This is a genomic window from Sphingomonas sp. R86520 (assembly GCF_042466285.1).
Taxonomy (GTDB): domain Bacteria; phylum Pseudomonadota; class Alphaproteobacteria; order Sphingomonadales; family Sphingomonadaceae; genus Sphingomonas.
The window spans coordinates 596,227-618,548 of the sequence record NZ_JAXHBZ010000001.1 but is presented as its reverse complement, the minus strand read 5'-3'; the positions used below and the strand labels follow the sequence as shown (position 1 = coordinate 618,548).

Genomic DNA, 22,322 nt, shown 5'->3' with positions numbered 1-22,322 from the left:
CCTAACCCCTCCCGCAAGCGGAAGGGGAATGAAGCAGGGCCCAATCACTGCGCGTCCTTCAAGGCCTGGGCGATCTCACCGACGTTCTCCGGCCGGATATCGCCGATGATCTGCTTCACGACGATTCCGCGGCCGTCGATCAGGAACGTTTCCGGCACACCAGACGAGCCCAGCGCGAGCTGCACCCGGCCGGCCCTGTCGCTGCCGATCCGCTCGTACGGATCGCCGTTACGCCGCAGGAAGCCCGCGATCGTGGGCGCGGTATCCCGGACTGCGATCGCGTCGATCGGAACGCCCATCGCCTTCAGCCGCATCAGTTGCGGCGCCTCGGCGATGCACGGGATGCACCAGCTCGCGAATATGTTGAGCAACCGTGGCTTGCCCTGGCGAAACGAAGCCGTGGTCAGGCCGGGCTTGCCCGGGACCATCGCCGGCAACGCGAATTCCGGGACAGGCTTGCCGACCATTGCCGAACGAACGGTCTTTTCGGCAGGTCGGATCAGGCCGCTTGCGACCACGGCGAAAAGCAGCGCGAAGATCGTCAGCGGCCCCCAGAGTGCGAAACGCTTCATGCCCAATATGCCCGTATCGCAGCCCGCCGCTCGCGCCGCACTCGCCCGAGCAGCGACAGCGCGCCGCCCAGCGCGATCAGTACACCGCCAAACCAGATGAGCGTCACGAACGGCTTCCACCACAGCCGGAGCTGCCACCGGCCCTGCCCGTCCGGCTGGCCGAGCACGGTATAGAGCTGGCCGTCGAGAACCGTTAGAATCGCGGACTCGTTGGTGCTTGTCGGCGGATTGGCAAAGAAGCGGAGTTGCGGACGCAGTATCGTTTCGCGGCTGCCGCGCGTGGCGGTCAGACGCGCTTCCAGCGCCGTCCAGTTCTCGCCGATCTTCGGCGAGATTCCGTCCAGCGTCACGGTGTACGGTCCGACCCGCGCCGGCTCGCCCGCCCGAACCGCGACCAGCGTTTCCTGCGTGAATGCGCTGTCCGAGGCCATCCCCGCGAGGCTTACCGCAATGCCGAGATGCGCGACGACCATGCCGTAGGTGAACAACGGAGTGCGCTTGAGGTTGCGCTTCCACAACGGCGCGACGCTGGCAACGGCGAGACCCGCGGCGAGCGACAGCCCTGCCCAGGGCAGCACGCCCGGCCGGACGAACAGCAGTGCGAATGCCGCGACCAGCGTCGCGCCGATCGGCAGCATCACCCTGCCAAGCACCGCCTTCGCATCGTCGCGCCGCCAGCGCAGCAATGGTCCGGCCGCCATCACCGCGACCAGCAGCAGCGCGATCGGTCCCGCGGCCTTGTTGAAGAACGGCGGTCCGACCGATAGCTGCACGCCGAAGCTGGCCGCGACGATCGGATAGAGCGTGCCGATCAGGACGATCCCGAGAATCACCGACAACAGCAGGTTGTTCGCGACCAGACCGCCCTCACGGCTGACCGGATCGAAGGTCGTGCCCGCGCGGACGGTGCCGATCCGCACGGCGAACAGCGCGAGCGCACCGCCGATATAGATGGCCAGCAACGCCAGGATGAACGCACCCCGTTCCGGGTCGACCGCGAAGGCATGGACGCTCGTCAAGATGCCGGACCGCACCAAAAACGTGCCGATCATCGACATCGAGAAGGCGACTACCGCCAGCATGATCGTCCAGGCGCGCAGGCCGTCTCGCGTCGCCAGCACGGTCACCGAATGGAGCAGCGCGGTTGCCGCGAGCCACGGCATCAACGAGGCATTCTCGACCGGATCCCAGAACCACCAGCCGCCCCAGCCGAGCTCGTAATAGGCCCAATAGCTGCCCGCCGTGATGCCAAGGGTCAGGAATATCCAGGCGATCAGCACCCAGGGCCGCATCGCCTTGGCGAACGCCGGCCCGACGTCCCGGGTGACCAATGCGCCAACCGCGAACGAGAACGCGACCGATAGGCCGACATAGCCAACGTAAAGCGTCGGCGGATGGAACGCCAAGCCGGGGTCCTGCAACAGCGGGTTGAGCCCGAGGCCATCGGCGGCAGCGGGGTTGAGCCGCGCGAACGGGTTCGAGGAGAACAGCAGGAACGCGTAGAAGCCGAGCGCGATCATCGCCTGTGCACCGAGCGTGGCGGTCAGCGTCCGCTCGGGCAGCGAGCGCTCGAAGATCGCGACCGCGCCGCCGGCCAGCCCGAGGATCGTCACCCAGAGCAGCATCGAGCCCTCGTGATTCCCCCAGGCGCCGGCGAACTTGTAGAGCCACGGCTTGGCAGAATGGCTGTTCTCGACGATCAGTTTCACCGACATGTCGGAGTCGAGGAACAGCTCGATCAGCAGCGCCATCGCCAGCAGCGCGAGCAGGCCCTGGACGATCGCTACCGGCCGGACCGCCGCGGCGACGTCGTCTCGATCTCGCACGATACCGATCGCGGCCATCACCAGCTGCAACGCCGCGAGCGCGCCTGCGAACCAAAGCGCGGCGAGGCCGGCTTCGGCGATCACTGCTTGGCGTCCGGTTCGAGCGACTTGGTCTCGTGCATCTTGCCGGCCATTTCCGGCGGCATGTATTTCTCGTCGTGCTTGGCGAGCAGGTTCGACGCGACGAAGCCGCCATTGGGCTGGAACTGCCCTTCGGCGACGACGCCCGATTTCTCGCGGAACAGGTCGGGGACGATGCCGGCGAAGACGACCGGGGTCGTTGCCTGCCCATCGGTGACGACGAAGTGCACGGTGATCCCGTCCGCGGCGCGCTTGACCGAGCCGCTCTCCACCATCCCGCCCAGCCGCACCGCACGCCCGAGCGGCAGTCCGTCGCGGCGCACGTCGGACGGCGCATAAAAGAATGCAGCCTGATCCTTGAGGGCTGACAGCGCGAGCAATCCCGCGACTACGACCGCGCCAAGCGCCAGCAGGGCGAGCGTCAGGCGCTGATGCTTCGCCTTCATCGCTCGGCCTTTCGCATTGCCAGATAGCTGAGCAGCGACAGAATCGCACCGCCACCCAGCGTCATCACGTACGCAGCGGTCACGAATGGCCAAGGGTTCATGCGCCCACCTTCAAGATCTGGCCATCCGACGCATGCGTGCTTCGGACTTTGCGACGGCCAGCATCGTCCGCATGCGCATCAACACGATCCCGGCGAACACGAACGTGAACCCGGCCAGCATGATCGGCAGCGGCCAGAGGATCGAGCCGGCGATCGTCGATTGCGTGAGCCCTATGCTCGGCCCCTGGTGCAGCGTGTTCCACCATACCACCGAATAGCGGATGATCGGCAGCAGCACCGACCCGGCGATCCCGTACAGCGCCGGCACACGCCCGTCGCCACCCCGATCCGCATCGGCCTTCGCGAGCGCCATGTAGCCGAGATAGACGAAGAACAGCAGCAGCATCGAGGTCAGCCGGCCATCCCATTGCCACCACGTCCCCCAGGTCGGCCGTCCCCAGATCGAGCCGGTCATCAGGCAGAGCGCCGCGAACACTGCGCCGGGCAGCGCGATCGCGCGCGCGGCAACGCTGGCGAGCGGATGGCGCCAGACGAGGAACATGATGCTGGAGATCGCGATCCCGCTCCATCCGCCCATGCCGAGCCAGGCGGCAGGCACGTGGATATAGAGGATGCGGACCGTCTCGCCCTGGAGATAGTCCGGCGGGGTCTGCGTGAGGCCCGCCCAGCAGCCGACCGCGATCAGCGCGACGCCTGCCCAGAAGAGCGCTGGCGTCAACGGCTTGGCGATCTTCAGGAAGCGCGCGGGGTTTGCGAAGGCATGCAGGGTGGCCACTGGAGATAGCCATTATGGCAACATCACGAGGCTGTCACCTCGGACTTAAGGCCCCTCTCCCCGCCGGGAAGAGGGCGGACTTGCCGGAGAGAGGGCGAACTCAAAGCCCCTCTCCCCGGCGGGGAGAGGGAGGGGCCCGCCGCACGTGCGGTGGGAGGGTGAGGGGGAGTGAGGCTCGGGCGTTATCCCAACCACCCCTCATCCGGCGCCTTGCGCCACCTTCTCTCCGGTGGGGAGAAGGATATCAGCGGCCGATCAGGCGTTTCGCGATGCTGTCCGCAACGTCCGAGATCGGCTGGCCGGTGCGGTCGCTCTCGTTCCACACTTCGATCAGGCGCTCGGGGATGCGTGCGATCCGCGCCTTCACCTCGGCCTCGTCGCCATGGCCTAGATATTCCAGGCCGACGTTGATGATGCCGCCTGCGTTGATCACGTAATCCGGCGCATACAGGATACCCCGATCGTGCAGCCGGCCACCGTCCTCGCGAACGCTCAGCTGGTTGTTCGCGCCGCCCGCGACGACCTTAGCCTTCAGTGCGGCGATCGACATCTCGGTCAGGATTGCACCCAGCGCGTTCGGGCTGAAGATGTCGGCGTCGGTCGTCAGGATCGCCTCGGCCGCCACCGCGGTCGCGCCGAGTTCACCCGCCAGCTTCTGCGCACGGCCCTCGTCGACATCGGCCAGCGTCAGCACTGCGCCGTCCTTGGCCAGCAACCGAGCAAGCCCGCCGCCGACCGAACCGACCCCCTGGATCGCGACGCGGACGCCCTTCATGTCGGTCGCGCCGAGGCCACGCTGAGCCGCCGCCTTCACGCCGAGATAGATGCCCAGCGCGGTGTACGGCCCAGGATCGCCGCCTGCAGCGCCGCTAGCGACCGGCAGCCCGGAAACGTAGCGTGTCTGGCTGGCGATCACCTTCATGCGCTCTTCGGACATGCCGACGTCCTCGGCCGTGACGTAGCGCCCGCCGAGCGAGTCGACCGCGCGGCCAAACGCCTCGAGCTGCGCGGTGGTGATGACATCGCCGGGCTTTGCCGCAAGGACGACGCCCTTGCCGCCGCCCAGCTCGAGACCGGCCATCGCGTTCTTGAAGCTCATGCCGCGCGACAGGCGCAATGCGTCGGTCACCGCGCGGCCATTGTCCGCATAATGCCAGAAGCGTGCGCCGCCGGCTGCCGGCCCGAGCTTGGTCGAGTGCACCGCGATCACCGCGTGCAGACCCGATTCGGGATCGGTGAAGGCATGAACGCCCTCGTGCTGGTCGAAATCGGGAAGGTCCCAAACCGCTGTCATCGCCGGCTCCGTCAGGAAGAATAAAATTACCGGGATGTGAAATATTATTTTCCGGCCGGTTTTACCAGCCCAAAGCGCCCGCATCGGGGAAGCTCAGGAAAATAAGGAAATAATGGGGCGACCGACGGGACTTGAACCCGCAACATCCGGCATCACAAGCCGACGCTCTAACCAATTGAACTACGACCGCCGCGTAGGCGTCGCCCCTAGCGGGGGTCGTCGCCATCCGTCAACCGCCGACTTGCAAAAACCTGTCAAAAACGTCCTTCGATCGCGAGCCGATAGCCGTTCGGTCCGCTGACGAACCCGGCCTGTTCGAGCTTCTGGCCGGCGAGCGGATCGGACGGACGCAACGACAGTTCGGCGCGGTACGTGCCGCCACCTTCGATCCGGAGCGCGATCCCCTCGGTGCCGGCCTGGCTCGTCAGCGGCAGGAGCAAGGCGGAGCCGTCGCAGCGTGCAGTGCCACTCACCGACTGCGGCAGCGCGATCCCGCCGACATCGCCGGCGAGCGTCGCACGGACCCGGCCCTCGGCAGCTTCGCACTGGCCGTCACGGAAGCGCACCGACACGTCATCGAGGTCGAGCGCGGAGACCGGCACCGGCGCGAACAGCCGGCCGGTCGCGACCGTCGCGGTCATGTGATCGACCCCGAAGCCATGGCGACTGACGCTCGCCGACCCGCTTATCGGTTTGGCGGACACCGATTCGGGACCAGCGAAGACGATCGTCGCGCGACCGACCAGCAGCGGCAGTGGCGACAGTCGCGCGTGCAGGTCGCCGAGCGCCAGATCGCCGAACCGTGCTTCGGTCAACGTCGCACCCCAGATCGTCCCCGACACGCGCCGTGCCACCAGTCCTTCGTCGCCGACGCCGACCCAGCCAAGTACCGCGCGCATCGGCAGGAAAACGATCAGCGCGATCAGCAGCATACCGCCGAACAGCGCAGTCGGCCCTGTGCGCAAACGGATACGCCTCATGCCGCACGTGCCTTCAACGTGAGCGCGACGCCGACCGTCTTGTCGCCCTTGTCGGTCATCGCGACCGAATCGACCAGAATGCCCAGCCGTTCGAGCCGCGCCAGCCATGCGACGAGCGCCGCGGGCCGCGCCGACTGGATGCTGACGCGAACACGATCCGCGCCATCCTGATCGAGCGACGCCAGCGCAAAACCAGCCTGGTCCGCGTCGGCGCGCACCGCGTCGGCGAGCGTGCCGGTCAGCGGCGTAGCGCGGGACCGCTGGATATCGCGCAACGTCGCGACCTGTGCCTGCGTTTCGCCCAGCCGCGTGACGGCGTCGGCATGGCGTTCACGCGCGCTCGACAGGCCGTCGCCGACCGGACGGATGACCAGTGCCCAGAGCAAGGTCAGTACCGCGAGTGCCGCCATCACGAGCAACAAGCGGCGCTCCCGCAGCGAGCGCCCATCGAACCATGTCTTCAGTCCGGTCATCGTCCGCTCCCCGCTGCGCTGCCCGAACCCGGGCTGACCGTGAGTTCTCCCGTCACGCGACCCGCGGCGGCCTGGAATACGCCGGCGCGGACGGTGAAGCCCGCCGCCTCGATCGCGCGCTTGAGATCGGTGGCCAAGGCCTCGCGTTCGACTGCCACCGACAACCGCAGGTCGCCGTTCGCCTGGAAGTCGAGCGCGGTGACTTCGGTTCCGGGGGTGGCACGAACCGCTGCGAACACCCCTGCCGTCGTGTTGGTGAAACCGACCCCCGGCCCACGGACGCGCGAAAGACGTTCGTCGAGCTGGCGGGCGGCGTCGACTACCGTCTCGCCGCGCGGCAGGCCGGCGACGGCAACGGTGTTCGCCTCCGCTTCCAGCGCGTCCGCGCCGAAGCTGTATTTGGCGATCCGGACAAGCGAGATCGCCAGCGTCACGGCCAGGATCGTCAGCGACAACAGCGCTAGCCGTCGGATCAACCCCCAGTCGATCGCGAACCGGCGCCGCCGGGCGAACGGACCCTGGCGCAGGTCGAGCGTAGGCGCCGCGGCGGCAGCAACGATCGCGGCCTCCAGCGTGTCGCGATCGATCGTCGTCGGCGCGGCGCCGCCGGTCACGAGTTCGGTCAGCCGGGCCTCGTCTGCAAACCCGCTCGACGTGCCGCGTACCACACCGCTGCCAGCGACCTCCGCACGGGCATACCCTTCGTCGGGACGTGGCAGGAGCATCGGCGCGGGGATGACGGCGACCGGGTCGATGCCGGCCTCCGCCAACATCCGCAGCCAGTCGCGCATCGTTGCCGCGCCGACCACGCCGATCGGACGGTCGCTCGCTCCCTCGTCGCCGACCGCAACGTGGAGTTCGGCGAGCGGCGATGCGCTTGCCTCGGATGCGAGGATCCGGGCGGCGGCGGTCGCCTGGGCTACCGACCGCGAGGGCAGTTCCGCCCAATGCAGCGTCACCGCATCGGCAGGAGCGATCGCGATCGTCGCGTCGTCGGTCTCGGGGATCCCCTCCCCCTCCCCGGCCACGCGCGCATCGACAACGCGCATCCAGCGAAATCCGGTCTCGCCGGCGGGAAGGAACAGCAAAGTGGTCATGATGGCTCGCCCCATTGCCGCGATACGAGCTGCGCGGGAAGCCGGTTCGCGTCGATCAGCGCACGTTCCTGCATTTGCGTCGTTCCCAGGGTGACGTCGATATCGAGCGTGAACCATTTCGACAGCACCTGCGCGTCCACGCCCGGCGCGATGTTGGCAGCGCCAAGCAACGACGCACCCTTCTGCAATTCGTCGAAGGTCGCATAGCCCTGCACCGGTCGCCGCAGCAGCAATTGCTGGGCGCTGCCGATCGATAGCGTATCGGGATACAGCATCGCCAACAGCACGCTCTGTTCGGGCAACAGCGTGTTGACGTTGATCGGCGCGGGCCGGGCGATCGGCAGCGTGCAGATCCACGGACGGATCTTCGCATAGATTTCGGGCGTCATCCCCGCGACCGCCCGGAGTTCGCTCGGATCGGTCATCAGCGTGCCTGAAGTGCGATACGGCGTCTCGCGACCGAGATACGCACCGTCTTCCGCGCCCATCGGCAGCTGGTCCTGATCGGTGTCGATCCAGTCGGTCGCCCCCGCCGCGACCTGTTCCGCAACCTGGACCGGCACGTCGAGCAAGCGCATCAGGCGGACGAATTGCGGACGGACTTCACCGCGCGCGATGTACACGCCCGGCGTCGTCATGCTCACCAGCGAATTGAGGTTGAAGCAGTTCGCGCCGTCACGGACGCGCGCCGTCGCAAAGCCGCCAGGGACCGGCAGGCCGAACGGCGTGTTGCTCCAGCCGCCGGCCAACGTCACGCGCTTGGGGCTCTGGCCCAGCAGGTTGGAGACGCGGGTGAGCGCCATCGTCTCGGCGGCGAACGCGAATGCGCGCGCCTGTTCGCCGGTCGCCGCGTTTCCCGCCAGCCGCGTCGACAGGCGCAATTTCTCCAGCGCGGCGCCTGCCATCACCGCGATGATCGCGACGAGCATCAGCACGGTGAGCAACGCCGCCCCCCGTTCCTGCCCGCGCTCGGTGGCGCGATCAGGTGCGCGCACCGGGCGTCTCCTGCGATTGATTGCCGGGCAATGGCGTGCCGGGCGGCGGAGTGACCGAAGGGCCCTCGCCATCGGCTGGTGCCGGGACATAGCTGGTGCCGACGAGGAACATCTGGCGGAACTGCGTGCCGTCCTTCCGCACGACCGTGAGTTCCATCGCGTCGGGTAAGGGCCGGCCGCTCGCGCCGTCCCAACGATCGCTCCAGGCACCGGCGATGCGGTAGCGAAGCGCGACCTGGGTGACGTTCGTCAGCAGCGCGGCGGGGGCCAGCGGCTGGGCACCATCGATCATCGGATAGGCGATGCGCTGAAGCGTGCCCCCGTCGACGCGGTAGGCGACTTTCTGCGTACTCGACCGCGCGGCACCATCGATGTTGCTCCACCCGGCCCGGACGAGGCGCAGCATCGGCGTGACGCCCGATCCGCTCTCGCCGACGAAGGCGGGCACGCTGGTGCCGGCCTCGTCGCGCGAGGCACGGTTCGACGCTTGGGCGAGGTCTGCCGAGAGGATCGACATCGTCCGGGTGAGCGCGCTGATGTCGTCGAGCTTGGCGCCGGTGCTGCTCTGCGCCTTCACGCTGAACGACAGGATGGCGACGCCGGCCGCGGCGATCATCCCGAAGATCATCAGCGAGACCATGACTTCGATGAGCGTGAAGCCGGCTTCGGATCGGGGCCGGCTCACATCACCATCCGCGGCGCCGGTCGCACCATCGTCAGGCGGCCGAGCTGGGTGCCGGTCCGGTCGGCGACCGCCACGTCGATTCGCAACACGCTCGATCCGCCGAGCGCGCTGACCTGCCGCGTCCACGTCCAGGCTTGGCCGCCGTTCGTCTCGACGCCGGTCACGCGCCCTGCGGTCGGCGGCTGTGCGGCGGTCACGGCGTCGATCGCGACGTTGCGGGCGACCATCTGCGCGACCAGCGTCTCGTCCAGGATCGACGCGCCGCGGATCGTCGCGCTCTCGAGACGCACGAGCGCCATCGCCGCGAGGCTGAAGACTGCCAGCGCGACCATGATCTCTATGAGGGTAAAGCCGCGCTCAGCCCGCATCGGCGCGCACGCTGCCATCGGCGTCGATATGGACCGTGGCGGCGACACCGCTACGATCGAGCCGGATTTCGGCGGGACGGTCGACGAGTCCGGTCGGGTCGAACGTTACGCGCATCCGGCCGCTGGCGTCGCCGATGCTGGCTTTGGTGCCGTCAATCCAGCGCTCGACGCGCATCGGTTTCTCCGCAATCGGTGTCCAGCCGCCCGCCAGTCGCCGGTCGAAGCCATAGCCGCCGCCGCTGATCCAGACGCTCACCGGGCGTGCTTCGACGATCGCCGAATCATGCGCCGCACGGGTGCGCAGGGCGAAGCGCGTCGCTTCGTCGAGCACGCGGCCCCGCGGGTCCGGCATGACGAGCACGGCCACCGCCGAGGCGAGGCCGATGATCGTGACGACGACCATCAGCTCGACCAGCGTGAAGCCACGTTCGCGCGCACGCGGCAGTGTCCCCGCGTCTGCGGGGGCCCGGTCCAAGGGCTTATTGCCAGCTGCCGATATCGGCATCGATCCCCTCGCCGCCTTCCTTGCCGTCCGCACCGAATGTCCAGACGTCCGCCTCGCCGTGCGCGCCGGGCGAGGCGTAGAGATATGGGTGACCCCAGGGATCGTTCGGGAGCTTCTTGAGGTAGCCGCCACGCTGGTAGCGCGACGGATCGGTCAGGCCGGCGGGCGCCGTAACGAGTGCACCCAAGCCCTGCGTGGTGTTGGGGAAGGTCATGTTCTGGAGCTTGTAGAGTTCCAGCCCGCCCTCGATCTGGGCGATGTCGGCCTTGGCCTTCTGAATGCGCGCGGTATCGCCCGAGGGCAGCACGTTGAGCGCGACGATCGTCGCCAACAGGCCGATGATGACGATCACGACCATCAACTCGACTAGGGTAAAGCCGGCTTCGCGTTTTTTGCGGAGTTCGGGACGTTTCTTGGCTTCGGGACGCATGAACAACCTCATTGTCCGGCCAGCGTGTTGAGCTGGAGGATCGGGAGCAGGATGGATAGCACGATCGTCGCGACGATGCCGCCCATCACGACGATGATCAGCGGTTCGAGCAGCGACAATGCGGTGGCGGTGAAGCGGTCGAACTCGCGTTCGAGATAGTCGGCGGCGCGCTCCAGCATCTCGTCGAGGCGACCGGCGGCTTCCCCCGATGCCGCGAGATACGTCAGCAGCGGCGGGAACACGCCGGCGCGGCGCATGGCGGCGGACAAGCTGCCGCCACCGCGGATCGCGTCGACGATCTGGTCCGAGGCCTGGCGGAGGCGCCGGTTGTGGATCGTGCTGGCCGTCAGGTTGAGGCCGTCGAGCAGAGGCAGGCGGCTTGCGACCATCGTGCCGAGCGTGCGCGCCATCCGGGCTGCGTGAAGGTCTCGGATCAGGCGACCGAGCAGCGGGATGCGGAGCAGCCACCCGTCGAACGCGAGTCGGATCGTCGGGTCCTTCAGCGCCCGCCAACCGGCCAGACCGCCGCCCACGACGATCAGCAGCATGACCCACCAATAGCCGACGAGGAACGCCGAGAACGCCATCACCATCCGCGTGAGCAGCGGGAGTTGCTGGCCGACCGTGTCGAACTGCTCGACCACCTGCGGCACGACGAACATCATCAGCGCGGTGACGACGCCGAACGCGACGAGCGCGAGGATCGAGGGATAGGCGAGCGCGGTGATGAGCTTGCCGCGAATCTCCGCCTGGCGTTCGAGCAGGGCTGCGAGGCGGTCTAGGATGGTCGGGAGCGAGCCCGAACTTTCGCCGGCCGAGACCATCGCGCGATAGAGTGGCGGGAAGCTTTTCGGTTCGCGCGCCATCGCGTCGGCCAGGCGACGGCCTTCGACGACACCGGCGTGGACGTGCTGGACTATCGTTCGGACGCTGTCCTGCTCGGTCTGGCGGGTAATCGTGCGGAGCGACTCCTCCAGTGGCGAGACGCGGTTCAGGGTGGCGAGCTGGCGGGTGAAGAGCGTGAGATTCTTGCCCGACATCTTCGGCGTGCCGAGCTGAAGGCCGAACAGCGGGCGGCCTTTCGACGCCTGTGGCGGCGCGCCGGGGGTGATCTTCACGACGTAGAATTTACGCGCATCGAGCGTGGCACGCGCGACGTCGATGTCCGACGCGGCGACGTGGCCGCGGCGTTCGGCGCCCTTGGTGTCGATCGCGATATAGTCGAAGTCAGCCATCATCCTGCCCTCCCCGTTCCAAGGAGGATCTCTGGGGCGTTACGCATTTTCGACGACTTCGGTGGTGTCGCGGCGGGATACCCGGACGGCTTCCTCCGCCGTCGTCTGGCCGGAGAGGACGAGGTCGCGCGCGGACTGTGCGAGGTTCGGAGATTTGGCGAAGGCGTGTGCCGTGATTTCGGATTCGTGGCCGTCGGTGTTGATCAGGCGGCGGATGGTGTCGTCGATGCGGACCGCCTCGAAGACGCCGATGCGGCCCTTGTAGCCGGTCTGGTTGCAGTCTTCGCAGCCTTGCGCGACGTAGACGATCGCGTCGGGCGCAATGCCGAGCAGCGGGGCTACCGTGTCCGACGCGGGCACGGCCCTGCGGCAGGTTGGGCACAGCCGCCGGACGAGGCGCTGGGCGATCACCGCGCGCAGCGTCGACGCAAGCAGGAAGCTTTCGACCTTCATGTCGCGCATGCGCGTGATCGCGCCGATCGCGTCGTTGGTGTGGACCGTCGACAGGACGAGATGGCCGGTGAGCGACGCCTGCACCGCGATCTCGGCGGTCTCGCGGTCGCGGATTTCACCGACCATGACGACGTCGGGATCCTGTCGCAAGATCGCGCGCAAGCCCGCCGCGAAGGTGAGGCCGACCTTCGGGTTGACCTGGGTCTGGCCGACGCCGTCGACGGCGTACTCGACCGGGTCCTCGACGGTCAGGATGTTGCGGCTGCCGTCGTTGAGCAGGCGGAGCGCCGCGTAGAGCGAGGTGGTTTTGCCCGAGCCGGTCGGGCCGGTGACGAGGATGATCCCGTTGGGTTCGCTCAGTGCTTCGTTCAGCAGTGCGAACAACGCGGGCGGCAGGCCGAGCGCCTCCAGGTCGATGCCGGCGTTTTCCTTGTCGAGGATACGCAGCACGACGCGTTCGCCGGCGCGCGAGGGCAGCGTCGAGACGCGGACGTCGAGCAGCTTTCCGCCCAGCGTCAGCCCCATGCGGCCGTCCTGCGGCACGCGGCGCTCGGCGATGTCGAGGCGGGCCATCACCTTGATGCGGCTGACGACGACCGGCGCGACGTTGGGTGGCATGCGCAGCGTCTCGCGGAGCACGCCGTCGATCCGCATGCGGACGACGAGGCCGGTCTCGTAGGGCTCGATGTGGATGTCCGACACGCCGTTGCGGGCGGCGTCGGCGATGATGCCGTTGATCAGCCGGATCGCAGGCGCGTCGTCGGCGGTGTCGAGCAGGTCCTCCGCGGTCGGCATGTCGCCGGCGAGCAGGTCGAGTTCGTCGCCCATCCCGACCGCGGCTAGCGCGTTGGCTTGGCCGTCCATCGCGTAGACGTTCGAGAGAAGGCGGTCGAACGCGACCTGCTCGACGAAGGTGACGTCGAATGGGCGCGCGAGATAGCGGCGGAGCTCGAGTAGGACTTTGGGATCGGCGCCGGCGCGCATCGCGACGGTGAGGTGAGAATCGGTGTCGGTGTGATCGACGACGACGCCGAACTTTCGGGCGAAGGCGTAGGGGATCGTGATCTGGGGGAGCGTTGCCGATGATGACGCTTCACTGCTCCCCTCCCGCTCGCGGGAGGGGTTGGGGGAGGGAATGACATACCCCTCGATTGCGTCGTCCGTGATCAAGGCAGCCCCTCCCCCGACCCCTCCCGCAAGCGGGAGGGGAGTAGACGCGCCGATCTCGTGGCCTTCGCGGATGATCATTTCCTGGGCCGCACGACCATCGTCGAGGTCCGCACCGGGACGGCGATGCGCGGGTCCTCGATGCTGCCCGGGATCGGACCGGACGGGATCGGCGGCGCCGCGCCCATGTAATCGCGGACGAGCTGGTCGATCGACGGCTCCACGCCGGGCTCCTGCAGCCCCTGTTGCAGGCGGACATAGCCGTAGCGCTGCTCGGTCAGGCGGCGGCTGTCTTCCGCGGTGCGCAGGATGGTCGGACGGATGAAGATCATCAGGTTCGTCTTCGAACGCTGCTTCGCCTTCGAGGTGAACAGGTGGCCGAGCACGGGCAGGTCGCCGAGCAGCGGAATCTTCTCGATCGTCCGGCGTTCGTTGTCGTCGAGCAGGCCGCTGATCACCGCGATCTGGCCGTCGTCGACGGTCCGGACGGTCTCCACCTCGCGCTTGTTGAGGATCAGGTCGCTGTTGTCGCTCGATACCGGGCCGGCGATCGAGCTGACCTCGAGGCGCAGGTTGAGCTTCACCGTTCCCGACGAATTCACCTGCGGCCGCACGGTCAGTTCGATGCCGACATTCTGGCGCTGCGTGGTGCGGAAGGCGTTATCGAAATTGGTGCTCAGCGCCTGCCCCGTGGTGATCGGGATCTCCTGACCGACGAGGCTGTGCGCCTCCTGGTTGTCGAGCGTGACGAGGTGCGGGACCTGGAGGAGGTTCGAGGTCGTGTCGCTCTTCACCGCGTTGATGATCGCGCCGAAGAAGGTGCTGCCGATCTTGCCGCCGAACCCGCCAAAGCCGCCCGCCGCGCCGAGGATCGAGGCGATCGCCGACTGCTGGAGCGTGTCCGCTGCCGCGCTGGTGTTCTTGGTCGTCGTCGTGCTGCCATCGGTGTTGGTGGTCGTGGTGCTCGACGTGTTGAGCTGGGTCGCGCCGATCGCACCGGCGATCTGCAGGATGTTGGGCGCGGAATTGGCGAAGGTCGACGCGCCGAATGCACCGCCGCTGGGATCGCCGATGAGGAACTGCGCGCCGAGCGTCCGAGCGGTGGAATCGGAGACTTCGGCGACGATTGCCTCGACGAGCACCTGTTCACGACGCGTATCGAGCTGGCGGACGACTTCGTTCAGCTGACGCTGGATCTCGGCGGGGGCGGCGATGACGATCGCGTTGGCGCCGGCAAACCGCGTGACGACGGCGGCGGTCTTGCCGCCCGCTGCCGTGATCGCGGCCTGGCCCGAACCGGAAGACCCGCTCGAGCTAGGTCCCGATTGCGGGATCTGTGGCTGCGAGACGTTCGACTGGCCGCCCGCGTTGCCGTTGGTGCTGCTCGATCCGAAATTGGAACGGGACAGCGCCGTTTGCGTCGGTTGTGTCGGGGTCTGGCCGACCAGTTCCTGGAGCACCGGCAGCAATTGCTCGGCATCGGCGTTCTCGAGGAAAACGACCTTGATCTCGGTACCGTTGCGCGCCTTCTGGTCGAGGTCGGCCGCGACCTGCGCCAAGCGTGCGACAGTGGTTGGATCGCCACGCAGCGCAACCGCGTTCGAACCCTCGACGGCAACCACGGAAGCGCTCGGGCCGGTCGCGGCCGCCCCGCCCTGCCCGCCGCCGGTGCCCGTACCGATCAGGCCCTGCAAGGCAGTCGCGATCTCCTTGGCGCTGGCGTTCTTGAGCGCGACGACGCGGGTCGACGACGTATCGGTGTCGATCCGGCGGAGAACCTCGCGAATGCGGCGGATATTGTCGGCGAAGTCGACCACGACGAGGCTGTTGCCGCCACGGTTCGCACTGACCGAGCCTTGCGCGCTGACGAGCGGGCGGACGGTCTCGACCGCGGACTGCGCGTCGATCGCGCGGAGGCGGACGATCTCGGTGACATAGCTGTTGCGGGCCGCCCCCGCGACGCCGATCCGGCTTGGCTGCGAGGCGGCGTTGTCGAGCGGCTGGACGCGGAACGCGCCGTTCGAGGTCGGCACCGCGACGAGGCCGTTGGCGCGCAACGTCGACAGGAATATCTCGAAATATTCGGAGCGCGACAGCGGACGATCGGTGACGACCGTCACCTTGCCGGCGACGCGGTTGTCGATGATGAACGTGCGGCCGGTGACCTTGGCGGCATCGGCGATGAACGCGCGGATATCGGCGTCGCGGACGTTGAGCGTGGTTTGCGCATGGACACTGGCGGCCAGCGCGAGCGCGACGACGGGACCGATAATAAGCTTTTTCATTGGGCCATTTTCATTGGGGAGGCGCGATCGTGATGGCGAGCGGCAGGGTATCCCGGCCGCGTTCTACGGTGATGGGGACGTTGCCGCCGCCGGCGAAATCCTTGGTGACCCGGTCGAGATCGCCGGGGCCGGAAACGGGTCGGCCACCGATCGAGGTGACGACGTCGCCGTCCTTGAGCCCGGCCGAACGAAACGCATTGCCCGAGCCCTGCGCGCGGACGGTGAGCCCGCTGATGCGGCCGCCATCGATACGCGGGATGAAGCCGATCTCGCTGCGGAGTTGCGCGACCGGAATGCCGACGACCGGGGCCGCTGCGCCAGCCGGCGCGGCGCCTGGGACCACGGGCGTGACGGCGCCCGACTGATCGAGGAACAGGTCCTCGTCAGCGCCGCCCCGGTCGATCGTGACGTGATCGAACGCAACTGCCTTCAGACGGACGCCGGGTTGGATCTCATCACCTACCCCGACGCTCTGCTGAACGCCGTCGGGACCGGCGATGATCGCCGAACTGCGGCCCATCGCCTCGTCCATCCGCGTGCCGAACAGCGTGAGTTGCAGCGACGTCACCGTCGCGGGCGCACCGGCGGCGCCCCCCAGACGGAAGAACGGATCGAAGCTGCGCAATAGATCGGCGGGCGATCCGACGACCATCGGCGCGGCCGGGCGCCAATCGCCAAGCGGCGTGATGGGGGTAACGACCGTCCAGACGAGCCGCGCGCACTGCACCCCAAGGCCGGCGAGCAGCGCGAGTTCGACGACACTATAGACATTCACGACCGGCATCCGCCGCAAGATACGGCGCGCCCGCGCGTCCAGCTTCAATCGCATGCGCGACCCATCCCAATTTCCGGCTCTCTTGCACGTAGGCATGCCATGTTACAATTCCGCGTCAATGGCTTGCGCGTCGATAGCGGATGTTTCGCGGGGTAGCGCTCCGCGTTTCGGCTTGGCAGAAGACGCGGATGCCCGAGCAAACTCCTTCCAGCGGCTCCGGCCTGCCCCCCGAACCGGTCATCGCGCGGCTGTCCGTGCCCGGCGTGCAGCGCGTACCGAGCGCGAAGCTCGATTTGTTCGTACGGCGCGACTTCCTGCCGTCGGACCTGTGTGCCGCGTTGATCGAACAGATCGACGCGGTGCGGCGCCCGTCGACGATCTCCGATTCGAACGGCGATGCGAACTACCGGACCAGCGAGACCGGCGACCTTTCGCCGATCGACCCGATGACGATCGAGGTCGAGCGCCGGATTGCCGCGCTGACCGGACTCGACCCGGTCCACGGCGAACCGCTCCAGGGCCAGCGCTATGCCGTCGGTCAGGAGTTCAAGGGCCATACCGATTATTTCGAGCCGAACGGCGTCGATTATCAGCGCTATTGCGGGGTTGCGGGCAATCGGACGTGGACCGTCATGATCTACCTCAACCAGCCGGACGCCGGCGGCGCGACGCGCTTCAAGGCGATCGACAAGATCGTCCAGCCGGAAACGGGCAAGCTGCTGGCGTGGAACAACCGGCGCGCCGATGGGAGCATGAATCCGGCGACGCTGCATCACGGCATGAAGGTGCGTGCAGGGGTCAAGTATGTGATCACCAAATGGTTTCGCGAGAAGCCGTGGGGCTAGGCTTGGTCGAGGGCCATGATTGGTCCAGCGAGAACGGACGGCTTGGCGCAGCGGCAACTCGTGCGCCTCAGCACCTAGCACTCTCAAAGCACCTCCCCGGCGAAGGCCGGGGTCCAGTTGGGCAACTTTGCTGACGGAGGACGGCGTTACGTTATGCCGACCTTTCCAACTGGGCCCCGGCCTTCACCGGGGAGGTCCCCTTCTTAGGGGGCTGGTCGCTCCGGCTGCGCTCGCCTCTGGAGCTCAACCTGAACGACCGCCCCCTTCCTCAGAAGGTCGTGCTGATCCCCAGCGTGAACACCTGGCCCAGATTATACCGGTTGATGTACACCTTGTTGCCGTTCTCGAACGTCTGGCCCTCGGTGAAGCGCGTCTTGGTGAGGTTGCGTGCCTCGGCCTTCACCTCGAACTTGGCGCCGCGCAGTTCGACCCCCTGGCGGGCGACGAGATCGAGGCGAATGCCGGGCTTCTCGATGATGTCCGGCAGGAAGCCCGTGCCGCCGAGGTTCGACGGGCCGCGGTTGGTCACGCGGTCACTGGCGTAGTTGAACAACACCGTGATCTGCGACAGCGACTTGGTGTCCTCCAGCCCGAGCTGGACGTTGACCAGATGGTCCGACTGGCCGGTGAGCGGCGCACCGTCGCGGAAATTACCCGTGGCCGGCGCGAACCCGGTCTGGCAGCCCGCGACCTTGGTCGTCTGGTCCACCACGTTCGGGACGCAGCTGCCGTCCACCGTGATCGACGACTGCGTATAGGTGTAGTTGGCGATGAACAGCAGGCGGCGCGTCGCGAAGAAATCGCTGCCGAGCGTGTCGAGCGGCACGTATTTCTGGAACTCGACCTCGCCGCCGTACAGCTTGGCCTTGGGCAGGTTGGTGAAGCCGGTCTGGAGACGATCGTCGGCGCCGGTATAGAACCCGACCTGCTCGATCGGCTTGTCGATCCGCTTGTAGAACGCGCCGAGCGTAAATCGCTGGTCACGCGCGAAGAACCATTCGTAGCGCGCATCGAGATTGTAGAGCTTGGTATCCTGCAACAGCGGGTTACCGAAGAACAGGCGATCCGATTCGGGATCGCGGAACTGCTGTGGTGCAAGCTCGCGAAACTGCGGGCGCGAGATCGTCTTCGACGCGCTCGCACGAAGCTGCATGTCGGGCGCGAAGTTCCAGGTCAGCGTCGAGGCCGGCAGGAAATAGTCGTTCTTCAGTCGCGTCGTGGTCGCACCGATCGGGGTAACCCGCTCGTCCGCCGTCTCGTAGCGCACGCCGATCGTCGCGCGGACACCGTCGGTCGCCTCGGCCTCGGCCTGGACATAGCCCGCGTGGATCCGAAGCGACGCATCATATTGATACGCACCGAGCGGGGTGTTGAACTGCAATTCGAGCGAGTTCAGCGGATCGTTGGTATCGATCGCGAGCAGGTAATCCGGACGGAGCAGATTGTACGGATAGCCCGGCGCGGTGCCGCCACCGCGCGGCGTCTGGTAGTTGAACTGGAGACGCGACGACGTGCGCTTCGTATCCGAGTAGAAATAGCCGGTCGACAGCGTCATCGGCCGCTCGGTCGACAGCTTGTACGCGGCATCCGCCTGACCGCTGTAGAGGTCTTCCTTCAATTCGCTGAAGATGATCGACGCGAATGGCGAGAAGCGCTGCGTCACCTGGTAGGCGCCGTTGCACTGCGCGCCGCCGGTCCCGTTCGGATCCTGCACGGTGATGGGCTGGCCGGTCGTGGTAGTGTTCGAGCAGAGATAGTCGAACTGCCGCTCGTACGGCGCATTGCGCTTCGAGTTGGCATAGGCGCCGCGGAGGTCGAGCGTCAGCGCGTCGGTCGGCTTGAACGCGCCGACCAGCTGACTCTCGAACAGCTGGCGTTCGAACCAGTTGGTGTTCTGCTGGAAACGCAGGCCGCTCGAGTTGTTGTAGGTGGTCGCCGCCGATCCACGCGCCTGCTTCAGCGTGTCGTGGATATAGACGTTGGTCAGCTTGATGCTGTTCTCGCCGAACTCGTAGCCGACGCCGATCAGCGCGTTGGCGACGATCCGGTTGTCGGTCAGCAGGGTCTGGAAATCGTTGCGGAGCAGACCTTCGTTGGTGACCGAATCCTGCTGCGTGATGCTGCGGGTGCGGAAGGTATTGCTCGCGCTGACCGACGCGATCACGCCGAGGCGGCCCGAACCGATGTCGAACACCGAGCCGCCGCTGATCTCGCCCGAGAAATTGGCGGGGAGCTGGTTGTTGCGCTGGAGCAGCGAGGTCGAGGCGTTGCTGAGCGTCGCGGCCTGTGCCGCGGAGATGTTGCCGGTGCCGCTCGGTGCGTTCTTGATGAAGCTCGGCACTTTCCGCGTGCCGTCGTCGAAGCCGATCCAGTCGGCATCGCCACCATAATAGGTGTAGCCGAGTTCGCTGGTGGTCGCGGTGTCGGCCGAGACCGAGCCGCCGAACGACAGGAAGTTCTTGTCCGGGATCGCCTTGGTCGTGAGGTTGATCACGCCGCCGCCGAATTCACCGGGATAGTTCACCGAATAGGTCTTCTGGACCAGCGCGGAGCCGACGATCGTGGTCGGGAAGATGTCGAGCGGCACCGAGCGACGCAGCGGCTCGGGGCTCGGCAGTGGCGAGCCATTCAGCAGCGACGACGAGTAGCGGTCGCCGAGACCGCGGACATAGACGAAGCCGTTGCCGACGATGCTGAGACCGGTGACGCGCGACAGCGCGCCGGCGATGTCGCCTTCGCCGGTGCGCGCGATGTCCTCGGTCGACAGGACCGAGACGACCTGCGGAGTCGCGCGGACGAAATTCGGGATGTTGCGGCCGACGACAACGATGTCCTCGCCGCCATTGGGATCATAGCCCGGCGCCGACACTTCGGCTTGCGCTCCGGCAGCCTGGGGCGCGGAGGTGTCCACCGGCGTCGAGGTCGGACCGGTCTGCGTCGTCGTGGCGGGTGGCGAGACAGCTGGAGCCGGTGCGGCGCCGCCGGTCTGGGCGAGCACGGCCGGCGCGACCAGCTGCGAGGTCAGGAGAAGTAAGGTGGCATAGCCGAAGCGCGTTTGCATGGCCGAATATCCAGATCAGGGGGTCTATGGGCGAATGCCGGGGTGGTCTTTGGAACCACCCCGGCATCGCTGCTCACATCATCGACTGCGGAGAGCCGACCGGAGGCGTCACCGGCCGTTGCAGTTAAAGTAGACCGACGTGAAGATCGGCGGGCCCTGGTCCTGCTTCGAGGCATCGGCCGCGCGGATCGTCGAGCGATCGGCCTGGCTAGTTTCCTGCGCGATCAGGTTGAGGCAGGCGACGGTCGCAGGCGACTTCACGATGCCGTTGATGAAGCGCATGTCCGAACCACCGCGCTGGCGGATCGCGGCCGGCGCAAGCGCTGTCTGGACGAACGTGAAGTTCGAATACTGACCGAACGTGCGTGGCAACAGGTCCTCGGCACCGTTCGAGTCGATCTCGGTCGAGAACGAGTCGGCGGTCGCACCCAGCAGGCGCTGTGCGGCGATGATGAACTGCATGAAGCCGCGATACCCGTTGTCGATATCGTAGCCGTCGTCGTCTGCGCCGGTGACCGCGAAATACTTGATGTTCGTGGTGCCGCCGAAGATCTCGATGCCGTCATCGGCCGAGTTGTGGCTCTGGACGTGATCGATCGTCGTGCCCGAACCGGTGCCGCCGAGCGTCAGGCCCTGGAGCTCGTTGCCATCGCTGATCGCGATGCCGCTGTAGCGGATCTGGACATACTGCATCGTGCCGCTGTTGTCGGCTGCGGTCGGGCCACCGTAGAAGCGCCCGGTGACGCCTTCGATCGCCTGCTGGCAGGTCGTGCTCGTGCCGCCGGCGTTGTTCGGACCGGTACCCGTGGCGCAGACCGCGACGGGGGCGCGGCCGAGCAGGATGATCCCGCCCCACTGGCCCTGCGTCGCATCGCTGACGCCGTTGGCGGTCAGGTTCTGCTGCGACGTGAAGATGATCGGCGCGTCGCGCGTGCCGACCGCACTGATCTTCGACCCGCGATTGACGAGCAGGAGATCGGCGGTGACTTCGGTCGAGTCCGCGGCGACGACGACGCCCGGTGCGATCGTCAGCGTCACGCCGGTATCGGCACCGGTCGTGCCGACATCGGCGCCGACTTCGGTCTGGCCACGCAGGCGGTAGAACACGCCGGCGATCTTCGGCAGCGTCAGGCTGGACGTGATGTTGGTCGGCAGGCGGCAGGCGCGGAACGTCTGGACCAGGCCGTCGTCGATCGTGCCGGTCGGGCACGCCGCGGTCGACCCGCCAGCGCCGACGGCGGGAACCGCGGTGCAACGCGCGGTCGTGCTACCGCCGAACTCGGCGGACGTGGAGGCGCAGGTCCAGCCCTGGAACGCGGTGTCGGTCGGGCCGTTGAGCGCGCCGACAAAGTTGGTGCTGGCGAAGAACGGGTTGATCGACGACGGGTCGGTCGCGGTCGTGGCGGACGTCGCGGCGGTCGGGTACACGCCGGTCAGGACGTTGGTGCCGCTGACGTTGTTGCTGGTGCCAGCGTTGACGATCGCAAGCTGCTCGTCGGCGCTGATCGTGATCGTACCGTCCGAGCGGCCGCCCGAGGTCGAGGCGAACTGCGCGGCCGTGATCGCCGATGGGGTCGGCGTCGGGGTGGACGGCGTCGGGGTCGGCGTGGCCGGCGGGGTGATGATCACCGTGCCTGCGCCCGGCGAAGCGACGTCGTCGGCGCCACCGCATGCGGTGAGTGCGAGGCAGGCCGTGCCGGTCAGCAGGATCGTGCCGAGGCGAGTAAAGCTGGTCATGCGAAGGACTCCCGAGTCGTACCGTTGTGTGTTCGGATCGACCCAGGCTCCCCCCTGCCGACCGTGAGTTGGCGGTTAGGCTGGCCAGATGACGCTGCGATGCGATTTCGGTGACGCTTGCGTGACGATGATATGACGGTTCGATGACGGCCGATCGGGGCGCTTAAGGCCCACG

Annotated in this window: 20 protein-coding genes and 1 tRNA gene; 1 reads left to right on the top strand and 20 read right to left on the bottom strand. The window is 67.2% G+C overall.

Features of this window, described 5'->3' with window-relative positions; all coding sequences use genetic code 11:
- Window positions 1–44: 44 nt before the first annotated feature.
- From SJY41_RS03055 to SJY41_RS02970, 18 genes are all read right to left on the bottom strand, one after another.
- Entirely contained in the window at window positions 45–572 is a 528-nt protein-coding gene (locus tag SJY41_RS03055) for a DsbE family thiol:disulfide interchange protein (RefSeq protein ID WP_380778960.1), read from the bottom strand.
- On the bottom strand, window positions 569–2,482 hold the full coding sequence (locus SJY41_RS03050; RefSeq protein WP_380778958.1) for a heme lyase CcmF/NrfE family subunit: 1,914 nt from the start codon (window positions 2,480–2,482) through the stop codon (window positions 569–571). Before SJY41_RS03050 ends, SJY41_RS03055 begins: the two co-directional genes overlap by 4 nt.
- On the bottom strand, window positions 2,479–2,925 hold the full coding sequence (gene ccmE / locus SJY41_RS03045) for a cytochrome c maturation protein CcmE (protein ID WP_380778957.1): 447 nt from the start codon (window positions 2,923–2,925) through the stop codon (window positions 2,479–2,481). Before ccmE ends, SJY41_RS03050 begins: the two co-directional genes overlap by 4 nt.
- 111 nt (window positions 2,926–3,036) lie before the next feature.
- A complete protein-coding gene (gene ccmC, locus SJY41_RS03040; RefSeq protein ID WP_380778955.1) occupies window positions 3,037–3,762 on the bottom strand; it encodes a heme ABC transporter permease CcmC in 726 nt (241 codons plus the stop codon).
- A 244-nt stretch (window positions 3,763–4,006) separates the two neighbouring features.
- Window positions 4,007–5,056 (bottom strand): Leu/Phe/Val dehydrogenase, encoded by a 1,050-nt coding sequence (locus SJY41_RS03035; protein ID WP_380778953.1) that lies wholly within the window; start codon window positions 5,054–5,056, stop codon window positions 4,007–4,009.
- Between the two features lie 113 nt (window positions 5,057–5,169).
- A tRNA-His gene (locus SJY41_RS03030) sits at window positions 5,170–5,246 on the bottom strand.
- 64 nt (window positions 5,247–5,310) lie between these two features.
- On the bottom strand, window positions 5,311–6,036 hold the full coding sequence (gene gspN / locus SJY41_RS03025; protein WP_380778951.1) for a type II secretion system protein N: 726 nt from the start codon (window positions 6,034–6,036) through the stop codon (window positions 5,311–5,313).
- Entirely contained in the window at window positions 6,033–6,509 is a 477-nt protein-coding gene (gene gspM / locus SJY41_RS03020; RefSeq protein WP_380778949.1) for a type II secretion system protein GspM, read from the bottom strand. Before gspM ends, gspN begins: the two co-directional genes overlap by 4 nt.
- Window positions 6,506–7,606, bottom strand: a complete 1,101-nt coding sequence (gene gspL / locus SJY41_RS03015) for a type II secretion system protein GspL (protein ID WP_380778947.1) — start codon at window positions 7,604–7,606, stop codon at window positions 6,506–6,508. The genes gspM and gspL overlap by 4 nt, the downstream gene beginning before the upstream one ends.
- Window positions 7,603–8,601 (bottom strand): type II secretion system minor pseudopilin GspK, encoded by a 999-nt coding sequence (gspK, locus tag SJY41_RS03010; protein WP_380778945.1) that lies wholly within the window; start codon window positions 8,599–8,601, stop codon window positions 7,603–7,605. Before gspK ends, gspL begins: the two co-directional genes overlap by 4 nt.
- Entirely contained in the window at window positions 8,588–9,286 is a 699-nt protein-coding gene (gene gspJ / locus SJY41_RS03005; protein ID WP_380778943.1) for a type II secretion system minor pseudopilin GspJ, read from the bottom strand. The genes gspK and gspJ overlap by 14 nt, the downstream gene beginning before the upstream one ends.
- Window positions 9,283–9,654 (bottom strand): type II secretion system minor pseudopilin GspI, encoded by a 372-nt coding sequence (gene gspI / locus SJY41_RS03000; protein WP_380778941.1) that lies wholly within the window; start codon window positions 9,652–9,654, stop codon window positions 9,283–9,285. The genes gspJ and gspI overlap by 4 nt, the downstream gene beginning before the upstream one ends.
- Entirely contained in the window at window positions 9,644–10,129 is a 486-nt protein-coding gene (locus SJY41_RS02995) for a GspH/FimT family pseudopilin (RefSeq protein ID WP_380778939.1), read from the bottom strand. Before SJY41_RS02995 ends, gspI begins: the two co-directional genes overlap by 11 nt.
- Window positions 10,130–10,133: 4 nt before the next feature.
- Window positions 10,134–10,589, bottom strand: a complete 456-nt coding sequence (gene gspG / locus SJY41_RS02990) for a type II secretion system major pseudopilin GspG (protein WP_380778937.1) — start codon at window positions 10,587–10,589, stop codon at window positions 10,134–10,136.
- 8 nt (window positions 10,590–10,597) lie between these two features.
- Window positions 10,598–11,824, bottom strand: coding sequence for a type II secretion system inner membrane protein GspF (gene gspF / locus SJY41_RS02985; RefSeq protein ID WP_380784040.1), 1,227 nt, complete (start codon window positions 11,822–11,824; stop codon window positions 10,598–10,600).
- Between the two features lie 39 nt (window positions 11,825–11,863).
- Window positions 11,864–13,342: a GspE/PulE family protein gene (locus tag SJY41_RS02980; protein WP_380784039.1), complete on the bottom strand. Its 1,479-nt coding sequence runs from the start codon at window positions 13,340–13,342 to the stop codon at window positions 11,864–11,866.
- Between the two features lie 179 nt (window positions 13,343–13,521).
- Entirely contained in the window at window positions 13,522–15,729 is a 2,208-nt protein-coding gene (gene gspD, locus SJY41_RS02975) for a type II secretion system secretin GspD (RefSeq protein WP_380778935.1), read from the bottom strand.
- Window positions 15,730–15,739: 10 nt separating this feature from the next.
- On the bottom strand, window positions 15,740–16,558 hold the full coding sequence (locus SJY41_RS02970; protein WP_380778933.1) for a type II secretion system protein N: 819 nt from the start codon (window positions 16,556–16,558) through the stop codon (window positions 15,740–15,742).
- Between the two features lie 134 nt (window positions 16,559–16,692).
- Here SJY41_RS02970 and SJY41_RS02965 point away from each other — a divergent pair, with 134 nt between their 5' ends.
- Window positions 16,693–17,349, top strand: a complete 657-nt coding sequence (locus SJY41_RS02965; protein ID WP_380778931.1) for a prolyl hydroxylase family protein — start codon at window positions 16,693–16,695, stop codon at window positions 17,347–17,349.
- Window positions 17,350–17,617: 268 nt separating this feature from the next.
- Here SJY41_RS02965 and SJY41_RS02960 read toward each other — a convergent pair whose 3' ends face one another.
- Complete coding sequence (locus tag SJY41_RS02960; RefSeq protein WP_380778929.1) at window positions 17,618–20,410, bottom strand: TonB-dependent receptor domain-containing protein; 2,793 nt, start codon at window positions 20,408–20,410, stop codon at window positions 17,618–17,620.
- Window positions 20,411–20,518: 108 nt separating this feature from the next.
- Entirely contained in the window at window positions 20,519–22,147 is a 1,629-nt protein-coding gene (locus SJY41_RS02955; RefSeq protein WP_380778926.1) for a hypothetical protein, read from the bottom strand.
- Window positions 22,148–22,322 lie beyond the last annotated feature (175 nt).

Excerpts from the sequence above, each read along its gene's own strand:
- SJY41_RS03055 (WP_380778960.1), bottom strand. The coding sequence starts at position 572 with ATGAAGCGTTTCGCACTCTGGGGGCCGCTGACGATCTTCGCGCTGCTT.
- ccmE (WP_380778957.1), bottom strand. The coding sequence starts at position 2,925 with ATGAAGGCGAAGCATCAGCGCCTGACGCTCGCCCTGCTGGCGCTTGGC.
- SJY41_RS03035 (WP_380778953.1), bottom strand. The coding sequence starts at position 5,056 with ATGACAGCGGTTTGGGACCTTCCCGATTTCGACCAGCACGAGGGCGTT.
- gspN (WP_380778951.1), bottom strand. The coding sequence starts at position 6,036 with ATGAGGCGTATCCGTTTGCGCACAGGGCCGACTGCGCTGTTCGGCGGT.
- gspM (WP_380778949.1), bottom strand. The coding sequence starts at position 6,509 with ATGACCGGACTGAAGACATGGTTCGATGGGCGCTCGCTGCGGGAGCGC.
- gspL (WP_380778947.1), bottom strand. The coding sequence starts at position 7,606 with ATGACCACTTTGCTGTTCCTTCCCGCCGGCGAGACCGGATTTCGCTGG.
- gspI (WP_380778941.1), bottom strand. The coding sequence starts at position 9,654 with ATGCGGGCTGAGCGCGGCTTTACCCTCATAGAGATCATGGTCGCGCTG.
- gspG (WP_380778937.1), bottom strand. The coding sequence starts at position 10,589 with ATGCGTCCCGAAGCCAAGAAACGTCCCGAACTCCGCAAAAAACGCGAA.
- gspF (WP_380784040.1), bottom strand. The coding sequence starts at position 11,824 with ATGGCTGACTTCGACTATATCGCGATCGACACCAAGGGCGCCGAACGC.
- gspD (WP_380778935.1), bottom strand. The coding sequence starts at position 15,729 with ATGAAAAAGCTTATTATCGGTCCCGTCGTCGCGCTCGCGCTGGCCGCC.
- SJY41_RS02970 (WP_380778933.1), bottom strand. The coding sequence starts at position 16,558 with ATGCGATTGAAGCTGGACGCGCGGGCGCGCCGTATCTTGCGGCGGATG.
- SJY41_RS02965 (WP_380778931.1), top strand. The coding sequence starts at position 16,693 with ATGCCCGAGCAAACTCCTTCCAGCGGCTCCGGCCTGCCCCCCGAACCG.
- SJY41_RS02960 (WP_380778929.1), bottom strand. The coding sequence starts at position 20,410 with ATGCAAACGCGCTTCGGCTATGCCACCTTACTTCTCCTGACCTCGCAG.
- SJY41_RS02955 (WP_380778926.1), bottom strand. The coding sequence starts at position 22,147 with ATGACCAGCTTTACTCGCCTCGGCACGATCCTGCTGACCGGCACGGCC.